The sequence below is a fragment of the Ktedonobacter sp. SOSP1-52 genome (genome assembly GCF_016587395.1).
In genome coordinates, this window is the sequence record NZ_BNJH01000002.1 from 2,221,016 (window position 1) to 2,239,416 (window position 18,401).

The following is an 18,401-nucleotide window of genomic DNA, read 5'->3' on the forward strand; positions in this document are numbered from 1 at the left end:
AGGCAGGCTCAGGATATGTGGAAAAATTCGTAACTATTCACTGGAATCGATTTTGGCAAGACATGTCCCATTTCTCGTCGTTGTTTGAGATAGCGTTTGATCGTTGCCACCGACACGGCCAAGGTTGCCACGACCTTGGCCGTGTCGGTGGCACGCAGCACTCGTTGTCATACATCCTGTGAGTATGGCTTCATGCCCACAGCGTATCACCCCCATTAACCTTTGAGTAGCGCTTCTCCTGAGGGCTCCCGTTCTCATTGAGTTCAGTGGAATGCCCAGCTTACAGCCGTCCGATAAGGTGAGTGAGATGAGTGGGGTTGGAGCTTTGGAGAGGCATGATGAGCAGCTCATCGAGGCCAAAGGAGAGCAATTCGGCGAGGCGGGCGGCAATCGTCGTCTCATTGCCGGAAATGACAAGGGTGTCGATGAGATCGTCAGACCAGGAGCCATCGGAGAAAACGGGAAAGCCAGCGGTGGCGAACATGGTGGCATATTCGGGCTGGCTTCCATAAAAACGGCCATGATCGAATTGGGCGCGAAAGGTGTCCCGGACAGACTGAGCGTCAGAGTCAAGGGCAACGAAGACTTGAGCGACCAGGGGAGGCGTAGGGCGCCCAGCGAGCTGCGCACCTGCTCGCATAGCTGGAAGGGCAGTGTGCAGCAAATACTGCGGTGGGCAGACCCAGGCAATCGCACCATCAGCAAGCTCACCAGCGAGAGCGAATGCTTTTTCACGCAAGGCAGAGATAAGGATCGGCACCTGGGCGCTTTCCGGGAGCGTCGCCTGAGTGTTATAGAAAGAGCCTTGATACTCAACGTGGCCGGTCCAGAGAGCGGCCCGTAAAATCGTCAGATATTCACGCAGATGAGCAAGGGGCCTGGACTGGCTAAGTCCATAGCTCGACTCGATGGGTTGGCGATTGCCCGGGCCGATGCCTAGACGCAAACGGTTTGGCGCCAGGCTGGCCAGGACAAGAGCCTGTTGAGCCAGGGCAACGGGATGGTGCGCGTAGATTGGCATGATGGCTGTACCCAAACGGATGGTAGTTGTGTGGGTGGCTGCAGCGGCGAGCACGGTGAGCGAGTTCCAGAGTGGCGTACCCTGGGTGCGCCAAACCTGACGCACCCCGGCGGCTTCAGCAGCCACGATCGCTGCCATGGCTTCAGCGGGAGGCGTCTGATAGGTCAAGAGGCCAAGGCGCTCGCGGAGCGCACGAGGCGTCGAATCTGGATGAGTTTGAGATACGGTTGGGATATGCATAGGATGCCTTTCGTTGTTTGCTGTGATAAGATCTTATTCCGAAACCCAACGCCACTTGCGTGTCTAGCGCTTCCCCCATTCGGGGACACGCGCGCTCAGGGTTTTCAGATAAGTAGTAAAGCAAGTATAGCTTGTGGGGAGGAAAAATCTGGCATATAATCACTGGTATTTGCAGGGTTCGAGCGGAGAAACAAAGGAAAAAATGAACGATGCCGAAAGAATCGAGGGGTGGGTTGGATCAGATTGACCAAGAAATTTTGCGTCTCCTGGAAAAGGAGGCGCGTTTGTCCTTTGCTGCTATTGGTCGCGAGGTGCATTTGTCGCTATCAGCGGTTGCCGAGCGCGTGCGTAAGCTCGAAGATACGGGGGTAGTGACTGGGTATCATGCGGCTGTAGATGTGACTAAGCTAGGACTTGGCATGCAGGCCATTTTGCGCATCGCTGCTGATAAAGAGCATTGCCAGCAAGTTGCGGCGTTAGCGGAACGGACGCCAGAAGTACGTGAGGGCTATCAGATTACGGGAGAGGATTCGTATCTGCTCATCATAGCGGTGAGATCTGTGGAGCATTTGGGGCAAATAGTCAACACTTTTGGGGATTTGGGGGAAGTCAGCACATCGGTGATCTTAGGGCGTGTGGGTGCCAAAGCACAATAAGGGAGTAGCTTGCCCTACCTCTTCTGCCACTTGCCACCCGTTTTTTTTTCGCTCTACCTGGCTCATCAGCCCCTGCATATACTTGAGCGCTTGTCGATGAGATTCCTGCTGGATGAAAGATAATCTGATCTGTTGGCTCAACCTGTTAAGATCATGCCAGTCTTGCTTGCATATGGGCTGGACAAACTTTCGCTGGTGTTGTAAACCTATGGAAGAGGAGTATGACTTTGAAGAGCCCATACACCGCGCCTGTGTCCTGCACAGAGACACATCGAGTTACAAAGTAAGAGGAGAGTAAGAATGGCACTCAATATTGAATTGCTGAAAAAAATCGCGGAAACACCTGGTATTTCAGGGCGTGAAGACCAGGTGCGCGCCCTGATCCTGGAAGAACTGCGCACACTTACTGACGAGGTCAGCGTTGATCGCATGGGCAACATCATCGCCTTGAAGCGAGGCAAAAGTGAGCGTCGTGTCATGCTGGCTGCACATATGGATGAAATTGGCTTCATCGTCAAGCATATTGATAATCAGGGATTCATCCGTATTCAGCCGGTGGGTGGTTTTGATGCCCGCGTGCTCTTTGCTCAGCGTGTCCTGGTCCACGGCTTTGCGGGCCAGACCTTACGGGGAGTCCTGATGCCAGCGAGCAAGCCTATTCACCTGTTAGGCAATGAGAAACCCGCGGCGGCGAAAATCGATGATCTCTTTATTGATCTCGGCTTGTCAAGCGAACAGGTGCGTGCAAAAGTAGAAGTGGGCGATATGATCACGATGGATCGCACGCTGGAAGTCGTTGGCGATATGGTCGTCAGCAAGTCACTGGATGACCGCGCCAGCCTCTTTGTGATGCTCGAAGCCTTGCGCGCTCTGCGGAACCATGAGGTGACTATTTATGCCGTCGCCACGGTCCAGGAAGAGGTAGGCCTGCGTGGCGCAGCCACTGCCGCCTATCAGGTTCAACCGGATGTGAGCGTAGCGCTGGATATTACCCTGGCGGGGGACATCCCTGGTGGCGCTGATCAGGATGCGGTCACACGACTGGGCGATGGCACCGCCATCAAAGTCTTCGACTCGTCGCATATCTCCAACCATAAGCTCGTGCGGCACTTCCGCGATTTGGCGAAGCAGCACAACATTCCCCATCAGCTTGAGGTGCTGCCACGGGGCGGGACAGATGCGGGAGCGATGCAGCGAACACGCGAAGGCTCACCCACGATCACGCTCTCGACACCTACCCGCTACGTCCATACGGTCAACGAAATGATCCACCAGGCCGATCTAGAAGCGAGTATTACCTTGCTGGCCCGTTATCTGGAAGATGCCCACAACGGCGACTATTCGCTCTAGAGGCATAGAGCTCTTCACCTCTCTCGTCTTCATATGAAGAATGAGAGGGGTGGCATGTGCCCAGCAGAACCGTTTTTCGGGTCTTGGTCTGGAACATGACAATCTTCCCCTTCTACGATAGCCTCTTTTGATACACAGAGAAGTGCGGATTGAGCGGGCTTCTGCCCGCTCAATCCGCACTTCTCTGTGTATTAGTGAGCGCCGTAGGCGCGAAAAGTCATATGCAACGAGAAAAGGAAGATATCTCATTCCTGGCGCGGGGGCAAAAGCGACAGCCCCTGCGCGGAAGAGCAAAAGAAGAATATATTATACCCAGGGCATCTAGAGAAGAAGAAAACAGATGCCCTTCTGTGCGTTTCTCAGATTAGAGTCGAGACCTATATTCACACATATACATACAGAAATGTATGCTCTGCGTGACGATTAAGAAACCAATTCAAGCGCTGGAACACCCAGGACACGAGCTAGCATACGCAAATGGTATGGCTGAGCCTCGACACGCCCTGTCTCCAAAGAAGTAATAGTATCTCGACGAAGACCACTGAGATTAGCTAACTGGCTCAGGCTTATTCCCTGGCGTTGACGTAGAATACGTAGATTGGTCAAACCACGAGTCAAACCACGAGCCTTCAAACTTTTGTCCTTAGCAGTTTTCATTGGCCTCTCCTTTGAGGTGGGAAGTAGCTCCGCTGCCGTCATTGCCAACGAAGCGTCCTCAACGTGGTTTTTTACACGCATCAGACGAATCCTCCAACTGGTGAAGCACCCTATAGCGAAAAGCTTTTTGCTTCTTGCATGCTCGCTAAGCGAGCTATCAGGCTTTGACAGGGATTACTCCCTATAGGACTCTTCCAGCCCATAAATAGCATACCAGATGAAACACAGCATTGTCTAGAGGAACGCTCTGACAACCCATAATCTCAACCTGATATACAAAACAACCATTTCCATCAACACCGTTTGCTTTCTCTCAGCCATCTACAATACGGATGAGAGCGCAAAAAAGTTGCAGTGCTTAATGTTCCAGAATGAGCCAGTGGAGATTATGATATACCATCACTGTGCATTTCTATGCGAAGCATTTCTTCGCGGAGTTCCATACCCTATAGGGAACACAGCTAAGGCCGATTTTGTTCCTGCTGTTTTCCCTATCTCTACTATATATATTGCATAAGAAGACAAAATGAAACGCTTTTATCTACCAATTTTCGCTTTGACACAAAAATCACCATCTAAGATCTTATTCCGAACCCCATCCCCATTCGGGGACAAGCCTTCACTGGCGTGTCTAGCGCTTCCCCCATTCGGGGACACGCGCGCTCAGGGTTTTCGGATAAGTAGTAAACCCTCCTCACTAGGAACTCAACCACCAGTCAGCGATATTCCAGGTATTCAAGGAGGGATTGGCATCCGGAAAGATATTATGCAGGTGGGCATCAACCGTCAGCAGATTCAGCTCACAGTAAAGCGGCAGCATATAGACCTGGGCATTCAGGCGCGCGAGAAAACGCTGGTAAGCCTCATGGCGCGCGGAGAATGCGACCAGTGAGCGGCCTTGCTCCAAAGCCTGGTCAAGCTGGGCATCGCGCACGCGTCCATAGTTACTCCCGCCTGGTTGCTGCTCACCTGGCACCTGGGAGGAGTGAAAGACGCTGTAGGCCTCATCAGGCTCGGGGCCATTAAAATAGGTGAACAGCGCCAGGTCAAATTTGCCCGTCGCTAGCACGCCTCCCCTGGTAGAAAGCCCAAAGAAACTGTTCAGATCATAGGTTATGATCGTCAATTGAATGCCAATTGCACGCAGGTCGCGCTCAAGTACTTGTGCCACAGCCAGGCGCACTGGATCCTGCGATGTTGTCACCAGGCGTAACATAAACGGCTGTGAGTTTTTCTCTAAGATACCTGTGCGGTTGGTTTTCCAACCTGCCTGGGCCAGCAAACGGCGGGCCAGCGCGGGATTATATTTCGCGGTCGGAAGCGCCGCATCATAGTACAACGAGGGGGATGGCTCAACCTGGTTGACGCGTCGCTGACAACTAGAATCCTTCAGGACGTCGTGTAGCAATCCACAGACATCGATTGCCGCTTGTAGTGCCTGGCGCACGCGCAGGTCTTGCAGGAGTGGATGGTCGAGATTCAGATCCAAGTGGGCATATGAGGCGGTCGGAACACTCACCTGCTGCACCCTTCCCGGCAAGCCGCGCAAAAGTGGAAGATCTGGCTCTTGATAGCCTTGCGCGATTGTGAGCGTGCCCTGGCGGACGGACTGAGACAGAGTCTGCACGGAGGGATACACCTGGTAAGTGATACCAGCCAGGTAGGGACCATGAAAAAGCGTTGAGTGATAGGCATGATTAGGCGTCAGCACATAGCGTTTTCCTGGCTCGAAGCGCTCGACTTGATAAGGACCACTCGTCACCTGCGGGGCTTGATAAATGGAGACGATGTTCTGCAAATCAATTGGGCGCAGGTGTCCCCAGGCATGTTCAGGCGCGGCAAGCGGGAGATAAAAGAGATAGGGGCCAAAGGGGCGCTTCATATGTAGCACCATAGTTAAAGCATCAGGCGTTTCAATGGAGTCAATCTGATCATAGCCTGATCGAAGGATCGCCCCCGTCTGAGGGTCCTGGTTTAAGCGCCACCAGAAGCGAAAATCCGCGGCCTGTATAGGCTGATTATCCGACCAGCGGAGATCGGGGCGCAGGTGCATAGTAATCGTCTTGCCATCATCGGTCACCCCACCGTTCTCAGGCAGGGGCACCTCGGTCAGTTCATCGGCGTGAACCTGGAAGTGGTTATCAAAAACCACAGGCTGGCCCCAGAGCGCGCTATCGAGCGCCAGGTCGGCTGAAGTGCTGGCAAAGAGTGGATTGGGAGCGGAAGGCAGTGCCAGGTCGCCAAGCGTCAGCTGCCCGGAAACCTGCCCACCAGGATAGGGCGTCATGTTATACGTCCCCAGCAATGGAGAGTTTATCGTTACCGGAGGAGCAGCTGTATTCAAACATCCTGAGAATATCAGCGGCAAACAAGCAAGTAGTAAAAAGAGAAAGAGGTGCCTCCTGGTTCTCTCCAGCGCGGCGCCTCTTTTTTTCACATACACTCGTTTTTTTCTTATGTCTGCCGCCTGCGGCGACAGGGGAATGGGACGCAGAGGGGCTGACGCCCCTCTGCACTCCCCACCTTCACTCTTCAATTGGACGCAGAGGGGCTGACGCCCCTCTGCACTCCCCACCTTCACTCTTCAATTGGACGTAGAGGGGCTGACGCCCTTTTGCACTCCCCACCTTCACTCTTCAATTGGACGTAGAGGGGCTGACGCCCTTTTGCACTCCCCACCTTCACTCTTCAATTGGACGTAGAGGGGCTGACGCCCCTCTGCACTCCCCATCTTCACTCTTCAACAGATCAAAAATTTATAGCATATCAGGGCGAGTTATCGACGCCACGTTGATCTTTTGTTGGTGTAGACCCATCAGGCGGAAGCACCAGGAGCGAAGGACCATCGGGATTATCTTTATCCACGAGCAGCGTTCGCACCATCCAGGCAGGATATTCTGTACTTTGCTGGAAACTATTCACATGCCCCATGGTCTGGAAGACGCGCTGTACATTAAACTGGTTTAACTGTGTAGCAATCTGGCTAAGTACATCTTGCGTGACTCCATCGTGTTGATCGCCCTGAATCCAAAAGATCACGCCATTGCGTTCATAGATCAACTCAATCTGACCATCATGAACCCACTCATGGGTACTATTATCCAGATTATACACCCAGTTACCATCAACAGTGATAGCCGCCTGACCATCGGGACCAATCCGTAGCTCATGTGCCGAACCAAGCGAAACATTTTGAATAACCTTGACTCGTGGCTTCAATTCCCAGATGGTAATTTTTCCCGAACCATGCGGTTTCAAACCAGGTGCTGAATAATGGCTCACTAACTGCAGGACGGGGCCATCCGTCCAGAACACACCCTGGTTCTGGATCAGGTAGGCCTCCTCCATCGTATAGTTCTCGGGCAGATAACTCGGCCAGTAGAGGGGGAATTGCAGGCGTGAAACGGTTTCCAGAAAGCTAATCTGCTTTGGTTCATTCTCAATATTTGCCCGCAACGGCTGTGGAGGGGTCTTTGCTGCATCCAACTCTTTGGGAAGCAAGCGTGTCTGTACCACGCCTGCATGCGGTCCCGCAACGAGATAGATGACTCCCGAGGCAAAGGCGTTGCCTGTGGCCATCATTGTAGCCAGCATAAATAAAAAGCAAGAAGAAGCCACAACAGCCAGAGGACGCTGTACCGGAGCCATTTGAGATACCCACTGCCAAAGCGAGAAGCGAAAAAGGTGGCGATGCAGGCGTAGGCGACGAAACACACGAGCGTATGTTCGCTGCTCTAGTCCTTGAGTAGCGGGCTGGAAACGACTATTCTCCGCGTCTAGCAGCGTTTGCACAAAGTAGGGAGGCAGCTCCTCATCCGCAGGTGAGAAGAGCCCCTGTAACTCATGGGCAAAGTCTAGATCTTCTTTCGAAAAGTCATCTGGTAGCCGTCCCTCTTTCTCCACATAGAGTGCAGAGGGATCTTTATCTGGCTCCTGCAAGCGTCGATCAAATTCGCTCATACTCATGGGCGTGCTCCTTGAGCGTTTCTCGTAAGCTCTTTCGCGCCCGCCACAAACGGGTATCTACAGCGTGACGGGTCAGCCCAGTCTTCTTCGCTAGCTCTTCGGTGCTAGCAAACTTAAAATAGCGTTGGTAAATAAGGTAACGATCGAGCTCAGGCAGCGTCGCCAGGGCGAGACGCAGTTCCTCGCGTCTCTCACTTTGCTCTAACAGGTTCTCCATACTGGTCTCTGGATGAGGAGGAAGCGCTACACGCGCATCTGTCTCGCCCCAACCAGAAAATTTACGACTTCCACTACCATCTGAGGAATTCCACTGACGGGTTTCTTCAGCGGATTGCAGGGTATGCGTTTGCCTACGACACAGCTGGCGCCTGCGATCCAAAGCAATATACTTCGCCCGCATGGTCAACCAGGTGCGCAATGTCCCTCGACTGGCGTCAAAGGTATCAATTTCCTGCCAGACAGCTACGAAAAGGTCGTTGACGCACTCCTCAGCGTCTTGAGCTACCCCAATGCCATCGAGGACGACACGGATAAAATAAAATACTTCACGAGAGTAGCGGGTGATGAGGGTTTCCAACGCTTCTGGATCACGCTCATGCAACCGTCGGGCCAGGTCATCATCAGACCAATCATGTCGCACCATCTTTGCTCCTTGCAGACCTGTGTATTCTCGCTCCTTGCAGGTAAACAAAAAACAAGCCTGCCAACAATATACAAGGAGTGAAATACACTGATCAATGGTACAAGCCCTTTCACTGTAATAAGATATACGCTTCCTAGGAGAAGCTTCTCTCATGGTTTCGGGGCTTTTTACAATTTTGCGCAAAACAGCGATAATTGTCAAGGTGTTTTCTCATGAGATTCACAGTTAAGCAGGCGTAAATAAACAATCTGTAAGGCATAGCCATTCAGACGCACACACATGACTATCAGGCTAACAAAAACTATAGCAAGCGAGCATATAGGCAGAATAAGATGGGCATGCTATAATGACCGCACTAATCCATGTATTGATGGAGGCTGCATATGACCTACTCGATAGTCGCAAGAGATCCAGAGCGCGGTGAGCTCGGCATAGCCGTACAATCCAAATTCCTCTCGGTGGGGGCGGTCGTCCCCTGGGCCAAAGCCGGAATTGGCGCCATCGCCACCCAGGCCCTGGCGAACACCAGTTATGGAATCCAGGGACTCAAACACCTGGCGGCGGGACGCTCCGCCCAGGAAACCCTGGAGCAACTCCTGGCAGGCGACGAAGGGCGAGCGGATCGCCAGGTTGGCATCATTGGCATGACGGGCCAGCCAGTAAGCTTTACAGGCGAACGCTGCTTTCACTGGGCGGGTGGGCTCACAGGCGAGCATTATGCCTGCCAGGGGAATATCCTGGTCAGTGGAGACACCGTCGAGGCCATGGCACGAACCTTTGAGGAGACGGGTGGACTTCTCTGTGACCGTCTGCTGGCAGCCCTGGCTGCGGGCCAGGCAGCCGGTGGCGATGGTCGCGGACAGCAATCAGCGGCCCTACTTGTCGTAAAAGAGGGCGCGGGCTATGGTGGTTATACCGACCGCTTCATTGACCTGCGCGTCGATGACCATCCAACCCCTATCGATGAACTCAAACGCATTCTTGAACTTCACAAACTCTATCTCTTCCGCCCTGATCCCGCCGACATCTTGACTATCGATGCCTCCCTGGCTCAGGAATTGCAAAAGCTCCTCACCATCACAGGCGATTATCAGAGCCCTATCACCAGTCGCTATGATGAACCTACACGCGAAGCCTTCCGCGCCTTTAGCGGCCGCGAGAACCTGGAAGAACGCTGGTTTGAAGACGCTCGTATCGACCGCGTCGTCCTCGAGTTCCTCCGCCAAAAAGTAGCAGACCACAAAGCACACTAAACATTTTTTCTGATAGAACTTATGCTGCATGTGCAGAGCCGTAGGCTCTGCACATGCAGCATAAGTTCTATCAAGGCGAGCGCCGCAGGCGCGAGGTGTTAACCAAACTGGATATAATCCGAGGGTATCGGCTCAGCAAGCCACACCATATCGTTACCCAGATAGAAACGGACGCCATTCGCCTCGGCCTTGCGCGCATGGATCTTGAGAATGATTGGATGATTTGTGCGCCTGCGCGCGACGACCAGTGCCGTCTCTTCATCGGCAGAGAGGTGTACATACTGGCGCTTCATAGGACTCAGCCCCTGGCCTTTGATCAGATTGGCTGCCTGGGGCGTAGTGCCATGATAGAGGATCTCTGGAGGTGTTGCTGGCTGCTTCTCGACTTTTGTAGGTACGGAATGACCATAGTAGGCGCGAATCTTGCCATTGCGCACCTCAAAGCGCTGCTTCTCAGATTGCTCCAGTACTGCCAGCAGATCGGCCTCCTTCAGCGTGGCCCAGTAGCTCCGTTGCTGACGCAGAGCGGCCAGCAGATCTTTAAGCGAGACCCATCCCTCCGCGTCAAGAGTTAGCCCGTGGCTCTGTGGATCATGGCGCAGGACATACGCCATTGTCTTGCTCAGTTGTACGAGGTGTTTTTCCATCTTTACCTCTCATCAATAGAAATAATAAAAGCAATATATTTTCACATTGTAAATAGGAAGAAAGCTTATGTCTACAGTTCACACGACGTTGCCAGTGGCCGTTCATCTCTTTCTCGTTCAGGAGCAATCTATACTCCTTTTAAGGCGTTATAACACGGGCTACGAGGATGGCAACTATAGTGTTATCGCAGGCCACCTTGATGGCGGAGAAGAGGTCAAGCAGGCCATGATCCGCGAGGCATATGAAGAGGCGAACATTGAGATCAGTCCTGCGGATTTGCAGGTCGTCGGCATCATGCATCGCCGAGCCGAAGACGAGCGTATTGACTTCTTCCTGGCGGCACAGCGCTGGCACGGAGAGCTACGTAACAACGAACCACATAAATGCGATGAATTAGCCTGGTATCCGCTTACTAGCTTGCCAGAAAATATCATTCCCTACGTGCGCCAGGCATTAGAGAATTATCGCGCGGGGCGCTGGTTCGATAGCTTTGGTTGGTAACTGGCAAAAAGAGCGGGTAACTGGTTCTATATGTAGAACCAGTCACCCGCTCTTTGACTTCGTACTATTATACGTTGAGCATAGGAATCTTCGAGACGCTCCAGCGGCTGTTGGGGCTGGATACCTCAAACTGGACCATGCTGATGGCGTCTGTCGGACAGCGCACGACGCAGAGACCACAACGGATGCACTTCTCCTCGTCGATGATCATGTCCGCGCCACCCTCCCAGGTGTTTGTGCCCTGGTGCATAGGATCACCCTTCACTACGCGTGAGAGGCCCTCCATGCTGATGCAGTCATAAGGGCAGATGTCAACACAGCCAGAACAGAGAATACAGATCGAGGGGTCGATCATAATATTCAACTGGCACTGGAGGCAGCGGCGCGCCTGTACGACGGCTTCCTGTGGAGAGTAACCAGTCTCGGTCTCGCGTGTATGACTATAGCGCTCGGACAGCGGCAGGGATGGAATCAACTGGTGAGGAATCGACTCATAGTTGTCGACCATGCCACGGCGATAGTCAGGAAGCTCAATCTCTTCCGCGGGCTCCGCCGGAAGGTCCTGGCCGCCCAGGTAGCGATTGATCGCACCAGCGGCATCGCGACCATCACCCACGGCCGAGATCAGGTTACGCGCGCCCTGAGTATAGTCACCACCGGCAAAGAGGCCGGGGTGGCTCGTCATCCAGGTTTCAACGTCGATCAGCGGCACCCCCCACTTGTTGACCTCCAGGCCAAGCTCCTCGGCCTGCAGCCAGGTCGTATCGCTATATTGACCAAAGCAAGGGATAACACTATCAACCTCGATCTCAAACTCAGTGCCGGGGACAGGGATCGGACGGCGGCGACCGCTGGCATCGGGATCACCCAGCTTATTGCGCACGAAGCGTACACCGCTTGCATGCACGCCATCCTTCGAGAGCACCTCAGTCTGTGAAACGAGGTACTGGAACTCCACGCCCTCGAACTTGGCCTCGTCGACTTCGTACTCGTCGGCAGGCTGCTCCTCTTCAGAGCGGCGATACATGACGTACACTTTCTCCGCACCAAAGCGGATCGCGGTACGACAGCAGTCCATCGCGGTAAAGCCCGCGCCGATGATCGCTACGCGTTTCCCAATGAAGGCAGGCTCACCGAAGTTGGTTTTATCAAGGAGGCGAATACCATCCTCGACGCCATAGAGATCAGCGCCTTTGACCACCTTATTATCGGGGCCAGTCATCGGATTTGGAATGTAGCAGCCCGCGCCAATGTAGACGGCGTCATACTCCTTGAGGAGGTCTGTAAGCTGTACGTCGCGACCGACGCGTGTGTTATATTTGACCTCCACACCCAGGTCGGCCATGTATTCATCGCACTCTTCGCGCGTGACATCGCGAGGCAGACGCCAGACGGGAATACCGTTGATCATCACGCCACCAGCGACAGGGTACTGCTCATACATAGTCACAGGATACCCCAGCTCACGCAGATCACGTGCGCAGGCCAGGCCAGCCGAGCCACCGCCAATGACCGCAACCTTTTTATCCTTCGTAACCGGAGGACGCTCAGCATGGTGGCGATACTCGCGATGGTCGGCAGAGGCGCGCTTCAGCCAGCAGATGGAGATCGGCTTGCCATCAACCTTATTACGGCGACAGACAGGCTCACATGGACGCGCACAGGTACGACCCAGCACGCCTGGCACAATGTTGGCTTTGCGGTTGAGCAGATACGCCTCGTCGAAACGGGCTTGGGAAATGAGACCGATGTAGGTAGCCACGTCGGTATGTGCCGGACAGCCCACCTGACAAGGGATATTGGTTTGATACCAGTCTGGTGTTGTGGTTACCGATTGGTATCGAGGTGACAATTCGCTATCGGGATCAAGCATTTTAAGGTCCTTTCCTGAGCATCCCACATACCAGCCCAATCCACATATATGGTGACTGGCGCAGGGAGCAGGGGAGACAGTATCGGCTTACGCCACGACGGGCGGCCCTTCAAATCTTCATAATAAGCGCTAAACTTACTTCTGATCCGAAAACCCTGAGCGCGCTTGTCCCGAATGGGGGAAGCGCTAGACACGCCAGTGAAGGCTTGTCCCCGAATGGGGATGGGGTTCGGAGTAAGATCTTTGAATCGTAGATAAGACATGTAAATATACACCGGCACCGGGCAGGCGCCCACAGCCTTCTATGATTGCGACTTTATGTACGTGATAAGCGCACAGAAAGGATACTTTTCTCCGTAAGATTATAGCATAAGGTAACAATTGCGAACAAGCAGAAGCGAGCAGTGCCAAGACGCGCCATGCCTCATAGTCACATCGCCAGGTGCCTGCTTGCATTTGACCTCGCTACCCTCTATTTGGTATATACTCAGTACAGATTCACTAACCCGAATAAGGAAAGGAATGATACACATGCCAGATACAAACCCGGCAAAGAAGCCAGGTCTCGCGGGTCCCCGACCAGTGCGCGCACCACGAGGGACGAACCTCTCGTGCAAAGGTTGGCAGCAAGAGGCCGCAATGCGCATGTTAATGAATAATCTGGATCCCGAAGTTGCCGAGCGCCCAGATGACCTGGTCGTCTATGGAGGCTCGGGGCGCGCCGCACGCTCCTGGGCAGCCTTTGACGCGATTGTTCGCGCGCTGCGCGAACTGGAGAATGACGAGACGCTCCTCGTACAATCAGGCAAGCCCGTTGGTATATTTCGCACACATCCAGACGCTCCCCGCGTCCTGATCGCCAACTCAAATCTCGTGCCGCACTGGGGCAACTGGGATGAGTTTCGCCGCCTGGAGGCGCTGGGGCTGACCATGTATGGCCAGATGACAGCCGGTTCCTGGATCTATATTGGCTCACAGGGCATTGTCCAGGGCACCTATGAAACCTTTGCCGAGGCGGCACGCCAGCACTTTGGCGGGACCCTCAAAGGTAGATTTATTCTCACCGCTGGCCTGGGCGGAATGGGAGGTGCCCAGCCCCTGGCCGTCACAATGAACGAGGGTGTCTGCCTCGCGGTAGAGCCTGATGTCACCCGCATCCAGCGTCGCCTGGACACTCGCTATTGCGACGAGATCGCCAGCACGCTTGATGAGGCTCTTGACCAGGTACGCGAGGCCTGTAGCCAGGGTCAGCCCCTCTCAATTGGCTTGCTTGGTAACGCGGCCGAGATCTATCCTGAGCTGGTACGCCGTGGCATCATTCCCGATATGGTCACCGACCAGACCTCGGCCCATGATGCCCTCAATGGCTATATTCCAGCCGGGCTTAGTATGGAGGAGGCCGCAGAACTACGCGCACGCGATCCCCAGGAGTATATCAAGCGCTCAATGGGCTCTATGGTTCTGCATGTTCAGGCCATGCTGGAGATGCAGCGCCAGGGCGCGGTCGTCTTTGATTATGGCAATAACCTGCGTGGACAGGCCCTGGCGGCAGGGGAACAGCACGCCCTCGACTTCCCAGGCTTCGTTCCAGCCTACATCCGTCCCCTCTTCTGCGAGGGCAAGGGACCCTTCCGCTGGGTAGCCCTCTCAGGCGATCCAGAGGATATCTATCGCACCGATGAGGCTCTGCTCAACCTCTTCCCAGAAAACGAGTCCCTGAAACGCTGGATCACCCTGGCTCAGCAGAAAATCCAATTCCAGGGTCTGCCCGCGCGCATCTGCTGGCTTGGTTATGGTGAACGCGACAAAGCCGGGCTACTCTTCAATGACCTGGTTGCCAAAGGTATTGTGAAGGCTCCTATCGTTATCGGGCGCGACCACCTGGATAGCGGTTCGGTGGCGTCACCCTATCGTGAGACCGAGTCTATGAAGGATGGTAGCGATGCCATCGCCGACTGGCCCCTGCTCAACGCCCTGGTCAATACGGCCTCTGGCGCGACCTGGGTCTCATTGCATCATGGGGGTGGGGTCGGCATTGGCTACTCGATGCATGCTGGACAGGTCATCGTCGCCGATGGAACACCAGAGGCCGCGCAGCGCCTGAGTCGCGTCCTGACTAATGATCCTGGCATGGGCGTTATTCGCCACGTGGACGCGGGCTACGATGAGGCTATCGACTGCGCCCAGGAAAAGGGTGTCAAAATTCCCATGCTCTAATCAAGTTGTGTTGCGAAATAAACAAGAGGCGCGCTGAGCAGTTTCTCAGCGCGCCTTTCCTCATTACCTGTTATTAGCTCGTTGCACCTCTTCAATTTTCCACTCATTATCCGCCTCTCGCTTTACAGTTACCATGTCGTTATTAATCCCTTGGGAGTCATGAACAAGATTCAAATTTACGCGAATCGGTGAGTTATTTTCATCGGCGACTCCATGGGTACACTTTACCACCCGATCCTGCGCCAGCAATACAATAAAGCGCGTACGCGGCAATCTCGATTGTAAACCGGGTCCAAACTGCTCATATGCCTGGGGATATTGCTCATGCACGAGACTGTCACAAAAGGTGTCAAGCGTCTTCATCGCTGTAGGGCGATTTAAGTACGAGATCCCCTGCAATAGAACGATGGGTAGCGCAACCAGGAGGAGTACTAGCGTTCCCACTACCAACCAGAAGCGCGCAGGCTTGTGTGCCCAAAAGCTCTGGGGTGGCGAAGGCTCCGCCAGAGGTGGTGGATAATGATAGCTGGCATACTCGTGTTCAAATGATGGATGTAGTTCATCAATCAGAGGTGGTGGATAGCTATACTCCTGTGAGGATGGGGGGGTGGCCGATTCTGAAGAACGGGGAAGCTCATCGTACGCATGGAGCGTTTCATAGACAGGCGCCTCATAAATCTTGTCTGCCATGGTATCTGCCAGGACAACATCGCCTTCAGGCGGGGAGGTTGATGAGCTTGATATAATTGGCTCCTGTTTCTCAACAGTGGGTGGCCCCTGCGCTTCATCCTCATGCATCGGAGGATGTGCGTGTCCGGACAACGGCACCGTTGACTTATCAGGAAGATGGCTCCTAGGATCTTGATCTTGCATGTTAGACTCCTTGCATGGTTTGCTGGAAGCAGCATGAGAGGCCTTATACATGGAAATTCTTCAACATTTCTAGTGTACGAGATAAAACCAAAGGACTTGCCACCAGCCACAAAAGCATGCATACTGTCAGCGGCGAAGGATGACGCCTGAAATCTGTGTAAACTCGTTTCAAGTTGAGGCAATGGAGCATATTCATCTTCGAGCAAGAAAGTGGGATATGAAAAGAAGCTTTTTCTCCAGAGGGAGCAACCGGTGAAGTATATTTCTCCTTCTTATGACAAAAATATTGTGATTAGCACCAATCGACTCACCAAGGCTTTTGGAAATCTGGTGGCGGTCAATGATCTACACCTACAAGTCATGCGCGGAGATGTATTTGGCTTCCTGGGTCCCAATGGCTCAGGAAAGACCACGACCATTCGTATGCTGTTGGGCCTGATTCGTCCAACAGCCGGCAGGGCGATCATTTTTGGGATGGATAACGCGCACCAACTGCCCCATATTCTGCAACGTGTAGGGGCGATTGTAGAGACGCCAGTATTCTACCCTTATCTCTCTGGACTCGATAACTTGCGCGTTGTAGCGGCAACCTCGGGCATGATGTCCGGGAAATCCAATGATCGCCGCCTGGCCGAGGTGCTTGAAATAGTTGAGTTGCGCTCCTACCAGAAGTTAAACTTCCGCCAGTATTCGCTTGGCATGAAACAGCGTCTGGGCATCGCCGCCGCGCTCCTGACCGATCCAGAGCTAGTCCTACTCGACGAACCAACCAACGGCCTGGATCCAGCCGGTATGATTGAGATTCGCAAGTTAATCAAGCGCCTCTCAGAGTTAGGTAAGACCATTTTCCTCTCCAGCCATCTGCTCCACGAGGTCCAACAGGTCTGTAACCGCGTCGCGATCATGCAAAAAGGGAACTTACTCAAGCAGGGTGAAGTTGCCACTCTGCTCCAGACAAGCGAGATGATTGAAGTTCGACTAAATACGCCACAAGAAAGCGAGCGCGCCCTCGCTATCATACAGCAGCACCAGGAACACGCACCCACCTGGCTGCACGGAGTAAAGCTGGAGAACAAGCGGGACATGCAGCTAGTACTCCTCATCGAGGCGCCCATCACCCACTCATCCGAGGTCAATGCCCTGCTTGCGCACAATGACATCTTTGCCGCGGAGATCCGCCCGCGCGAGGGGAACCTGGAGGATGTCTTCCTTGAAGTTACCACGGGTGGAGCAGGCAGCCATACTGGCATGGAGGCACTGGCCGAGCATGTTGCGCACGCAGATGCCACCATACACGAAGACAACCAGGTCCTGGAAGGGGAGAAAAAACATGGATAGCCAGGCCCAACATGAATATGAAGCCAGCATTGCGACTTCCTCGCAGACCCCACCACGGCGTGACACTGTTGTCATGGGACGTCAGGACTACCTGAGTGTGATTATACGTCTGACCGGCGTAGAACTCTATAAGCTCCGCCGGCGTGGAATGTCTAAAGTGCTCCTCATAGTAGGCATGCTTTTGATGGTACTCTCTTTCGTGGGTATCGCCTTACCTGCACTCTTTCTGGCAAGCACCCCAACGCGCAACTGGCTTCCCCCTCACTGCACAACTCACGGGCAGCTCAAGCCACCATATTGTCTCGACCACCCGGCAAACGCGCAGGATCTGGCACGCGCCGAGGCTCAGAAGCAAGCACAATTGCAACAATATAACGGTGTGCTGGGCCTGCCCGATGCGATAAACACCATCACGCAACTTATACAATTTGGTGGGCTTATCCTCATCGTCATACTCGCTGGTACAATTGTAGGTGGCGAGTATAATGTGGGCACAGTACGCCTGATTTATACACGTGGTCCGACACGCGCCCAATTTTTGTGCGCCAAGGTAGGAGCGATCCTTTTCTCAAGCATACTAGGTTTTCTCTTGCTCTTTCTGGCGGGCCTGATCAGTAGTACCGTCCTGAACCTTGTCATCGGAAACGCCACAAACCTGGACTTTGTGGATGCGACCTGGGCCTGGCACTTCCTGCTCTATCTCCTGGCTCAGATCCTAAATCTTTTCTGGTATGGTATACTCGCCCTGACCCTGGCAACTATAGGGCGCAACTCGGCAGCTGGAGTCTCAGGAGCCCTTGTCTGGTGGGTGCTGGAGAATATTCTAAAAGGAACACTTCTGTTAAGCGCCCCCCTTTTCCAGAATATTATTGGCGACATTCTCCGCCAGCTTCCCGATCTCTTTATCAGCAATAACCTGGAGGCCTTGATACAAAATCAGGCGGCATACGTGTTTAGCTTGCAGACTGCCCAATTGAGCAATCTCCATGCCCTCCTCGTTATCGCCACCTACCTGGTACTTTTCCTGGGCATCTCCTGGTGGTTTAATCGACAACGTGAGATTACTAACTAGAGAGTCATACCGCCTACGGCGGTATGGGGATGGGACGCAGAGGGGCTGACGCCCCTCTGCGCTCCCCACCTTTCCCTTTTATAGAACGCTAGA

15 protein-coding genes are annotated in these 18,401 nt (G+C 53.7%); 7 read left to right on the plus strand and 8 right to left on the minus strand.

The features are described 5' to 3' along the window. Nucleotides 1–280: 280 nt before the first annotated feature. Entirely contained in the window at nt 281–1,261 is a 981-nt protein-coding gene (locus JMJ16_RS24960) for an LLM class flavin-dependent oxidoreductase (RefSeq protein WP_201385881.1), read from the minus strand. 209 nt (nt 1,262–1,470) lie between these two features. Between JMJ16_RS24960 and JMJ16_RS24965 the strand changes: the two genes are divergently transcribed. Next, nucleotides 1,471–1,917: an Lrp/AsnC family transcriptional regulator gene (locus JMJ16_RS24965; protein ID WP_201385882.1), complete on the plus strand. Its 447-nt coding sequence runs from the start codon at nt 1,471–1,473 to the stop codon at nt 1,915–1,917. Nucleotides 1,918–2,217: 300 nt separating this feature from the next. Further along, on the plus strand, nt 2,218–3,267 hold the full coding sequence (locus tag JMJ16_RS24970) for a M42 family metallopeptidase (RefSeq protein WP_201385883.1): 1,050 nt from the start codon (nt 2,218–2,220) through the stop codon (nt 3,265–3,267). Between the two features lie 423 nt (nt 3,268–3,690). On the opposite strand, the gene JMJ16_RS24975 is transcribed toward JMJ16_RS24970, so the two are convergent. The 4 genes from JMJ16_RS24975 to JMJ16_RS24990 all read right to left on the minus strand — a co-directional run bounded on the left by JMJ16_RS24975 (nt 3,691) and on the right by JMJ16_RS24990 (nt 8,533). Further along, nucleotides 3,691–3,924, minus strand: a complete 234-nt coding sequence (locus JMJ16_RS24975) for a helix-turn-helix domain-containing protein (RefSeq protein ID WP_201369622.1) — start codon at nt 3,922–3,924, stop codon at nt 3,691–3,693. 697 nt (nt 3,925–4,621) lie between these two features. Continuing rightward, nucleotides 4,622–6,211, minus strand: coding sequence for a peptide ABC transporter substrate-binding protein (locus tag JMJ16_RS24980; RefSeq protein ID WP_201385885.1), 1,590 nt, complete (start codon nt 6,209–6,211; stop codon nt 4,622–4,624). Between the two features lie 479 nt (nt 6,212–6,690). Beyond that, a complete protein-coding gene (locus tag JMJ16_RS24985; RefSeq protein WP_201385887.1) occupies nt 6,691–7,890 on the minus strand; it encodes a hypothetical protein in 1,200 nt (399 codons plus the stop codon). After that, nucleotides 7,871–8,533: a sigma-70 family RNA polymerase sigma factor gene (locus JMJ16_RS24990; RefSeq protein WP_201385901.1), complete on the minus strand. Its 663-nt coding sequence runs from the start codon at nt 8,531–8,533 to the stop codon at nt 7,871–7,873. The genes JMJ16_RS24985 and JMJ16_RS24990 overlap by 20 nt, the downstream gene beginning before the upstream one ends. A 383-nt stretch (nt 8,534–8,916) precedes the next feature. On the opposite strand from JMJ16_RS24990, the gene JMJ16_RS24995 reads away from it, so the two are divergent. Further along, a complete protein-coding gene (locus tag JMJ16_RS24995; RefSeq protein WP_201385903.1) occupies nt 8,917–9,786 on the plus strand; it encodes a DUF1028 domain-containing protein in 870 nt (289 codons plus the stop codon). A gap of 98 nt (nt 9,787–9,884) precedes the next feature. On the opposite strand, the gene JMJ16_RS25000 is transcribed toward JMJ16_RS24995, so the two are convergent. Continuing rightward, the gene (locus JMJ16_RS25000) at nt 9,885–10,433 is read right to left on the minus strand and encodes an RNA 2'-phosphotransferase (protein ID WP_201385905.1); all 549 of its coding nucleotides are present in this window, start codon (nt 10,431–10,433) and stop codon (nt 9,885–9,887) included. A 67-nt stretch (nt 10,434–10,500) separates the two neighbouring features. Here JMJ16_RS25000 and JMJ16_RS25005 point away from each other — a divergent pair, with 67 nt between their 5' ends. Next, complete coding sequence (locus JMJ16_RS25005) at nt 10,501–10,935, plus strand: NUDIX domain-containing protein (protein ID WP_201385910.1); 435 nt, start codon at nt 10,501–10,503, stop codon at nt 10,933–10,935. A 67-nt stretch (nt 10,936–11,002) separates the two neighbouring features. Here the strand turns inward: JMJ16_RS25005 and JMJ16_RS25010 are convergent, their stop codons facing one another. Next, nucleotides 11,003–12,808 (minus strand): FAD-dependent oxidoreductase, encoded by a 1,806-nt coding sequence (locus tag JMJ16_RS25010; protein ID WP_201369628.1) that lies wholly within the window; start codon nt 12,806–12,808, stop codon nt 11,003–11,005. Nucleotides 12,809–13,339: 531 nt separating this feature from the next. Here JMJ16_RS25010 and hutU point away from each other — a divergent pair. Further along, nucleotides 13,340–15,025, plus strand: coding sequence for a urocanate hydratase (gene hutU, locus JMJ16_RS25015; RefSeq protein ID WP_201385911.1), 1,686 nt, complete (start codon nt 13,340–13,342; stop codon nt 15,023–15,025). A gap of 63 nt (nt 15,026–15,088) precedes the next feature. Here hutU and JMJ16_RS25020 read toward each other — a convergent pair whose 3' ends face one another. Beyond that, nucleotides 15,089–15,898, minus strand: a complete 810-nt coding sequence (locus tag JMJ16_RS25020) for a hypothetical protein (RefSeq protein ID WP_201385912.1) — start codon at nt 15,896–15,898, stop codon at nt 15,089–15,091. A 252-nt stretch (nt 15,899–16,150) separates the two neighbouring features. Between JMJ16_RS25020 and JMJ16_RS25025 the strand changes: the two genes are divergently transcribed. After that, nucleotides 16,151–17,236, plus strand: a complete 1,086-nt coding sequence (locus JMJ16_RS25025; protein ID WP_201385913.1) for an ABC transporter ATP-binding protein — start codon at nt 16,151–16,153, stop codon at nt 17,234–17,236. Further along, the gene (locus JMJ16_RS25030; protein WP_201385914.1) at nt 17,229–18,308 is read left to right on the plus strand and encodes an ABC transporter permease; all 1,080 of its coding nucleotides are present in this window, start codon (nt 17,229–17,231) and stop codon (nt 18,306–18,308) included. Before JMJ16_RS25025 ends, JMJ16_RS25030 begins: the two co-directional genes overlap by 8 nt. Nucleotides 18,309–18,401: the final 93 nt, after the last annotated feature.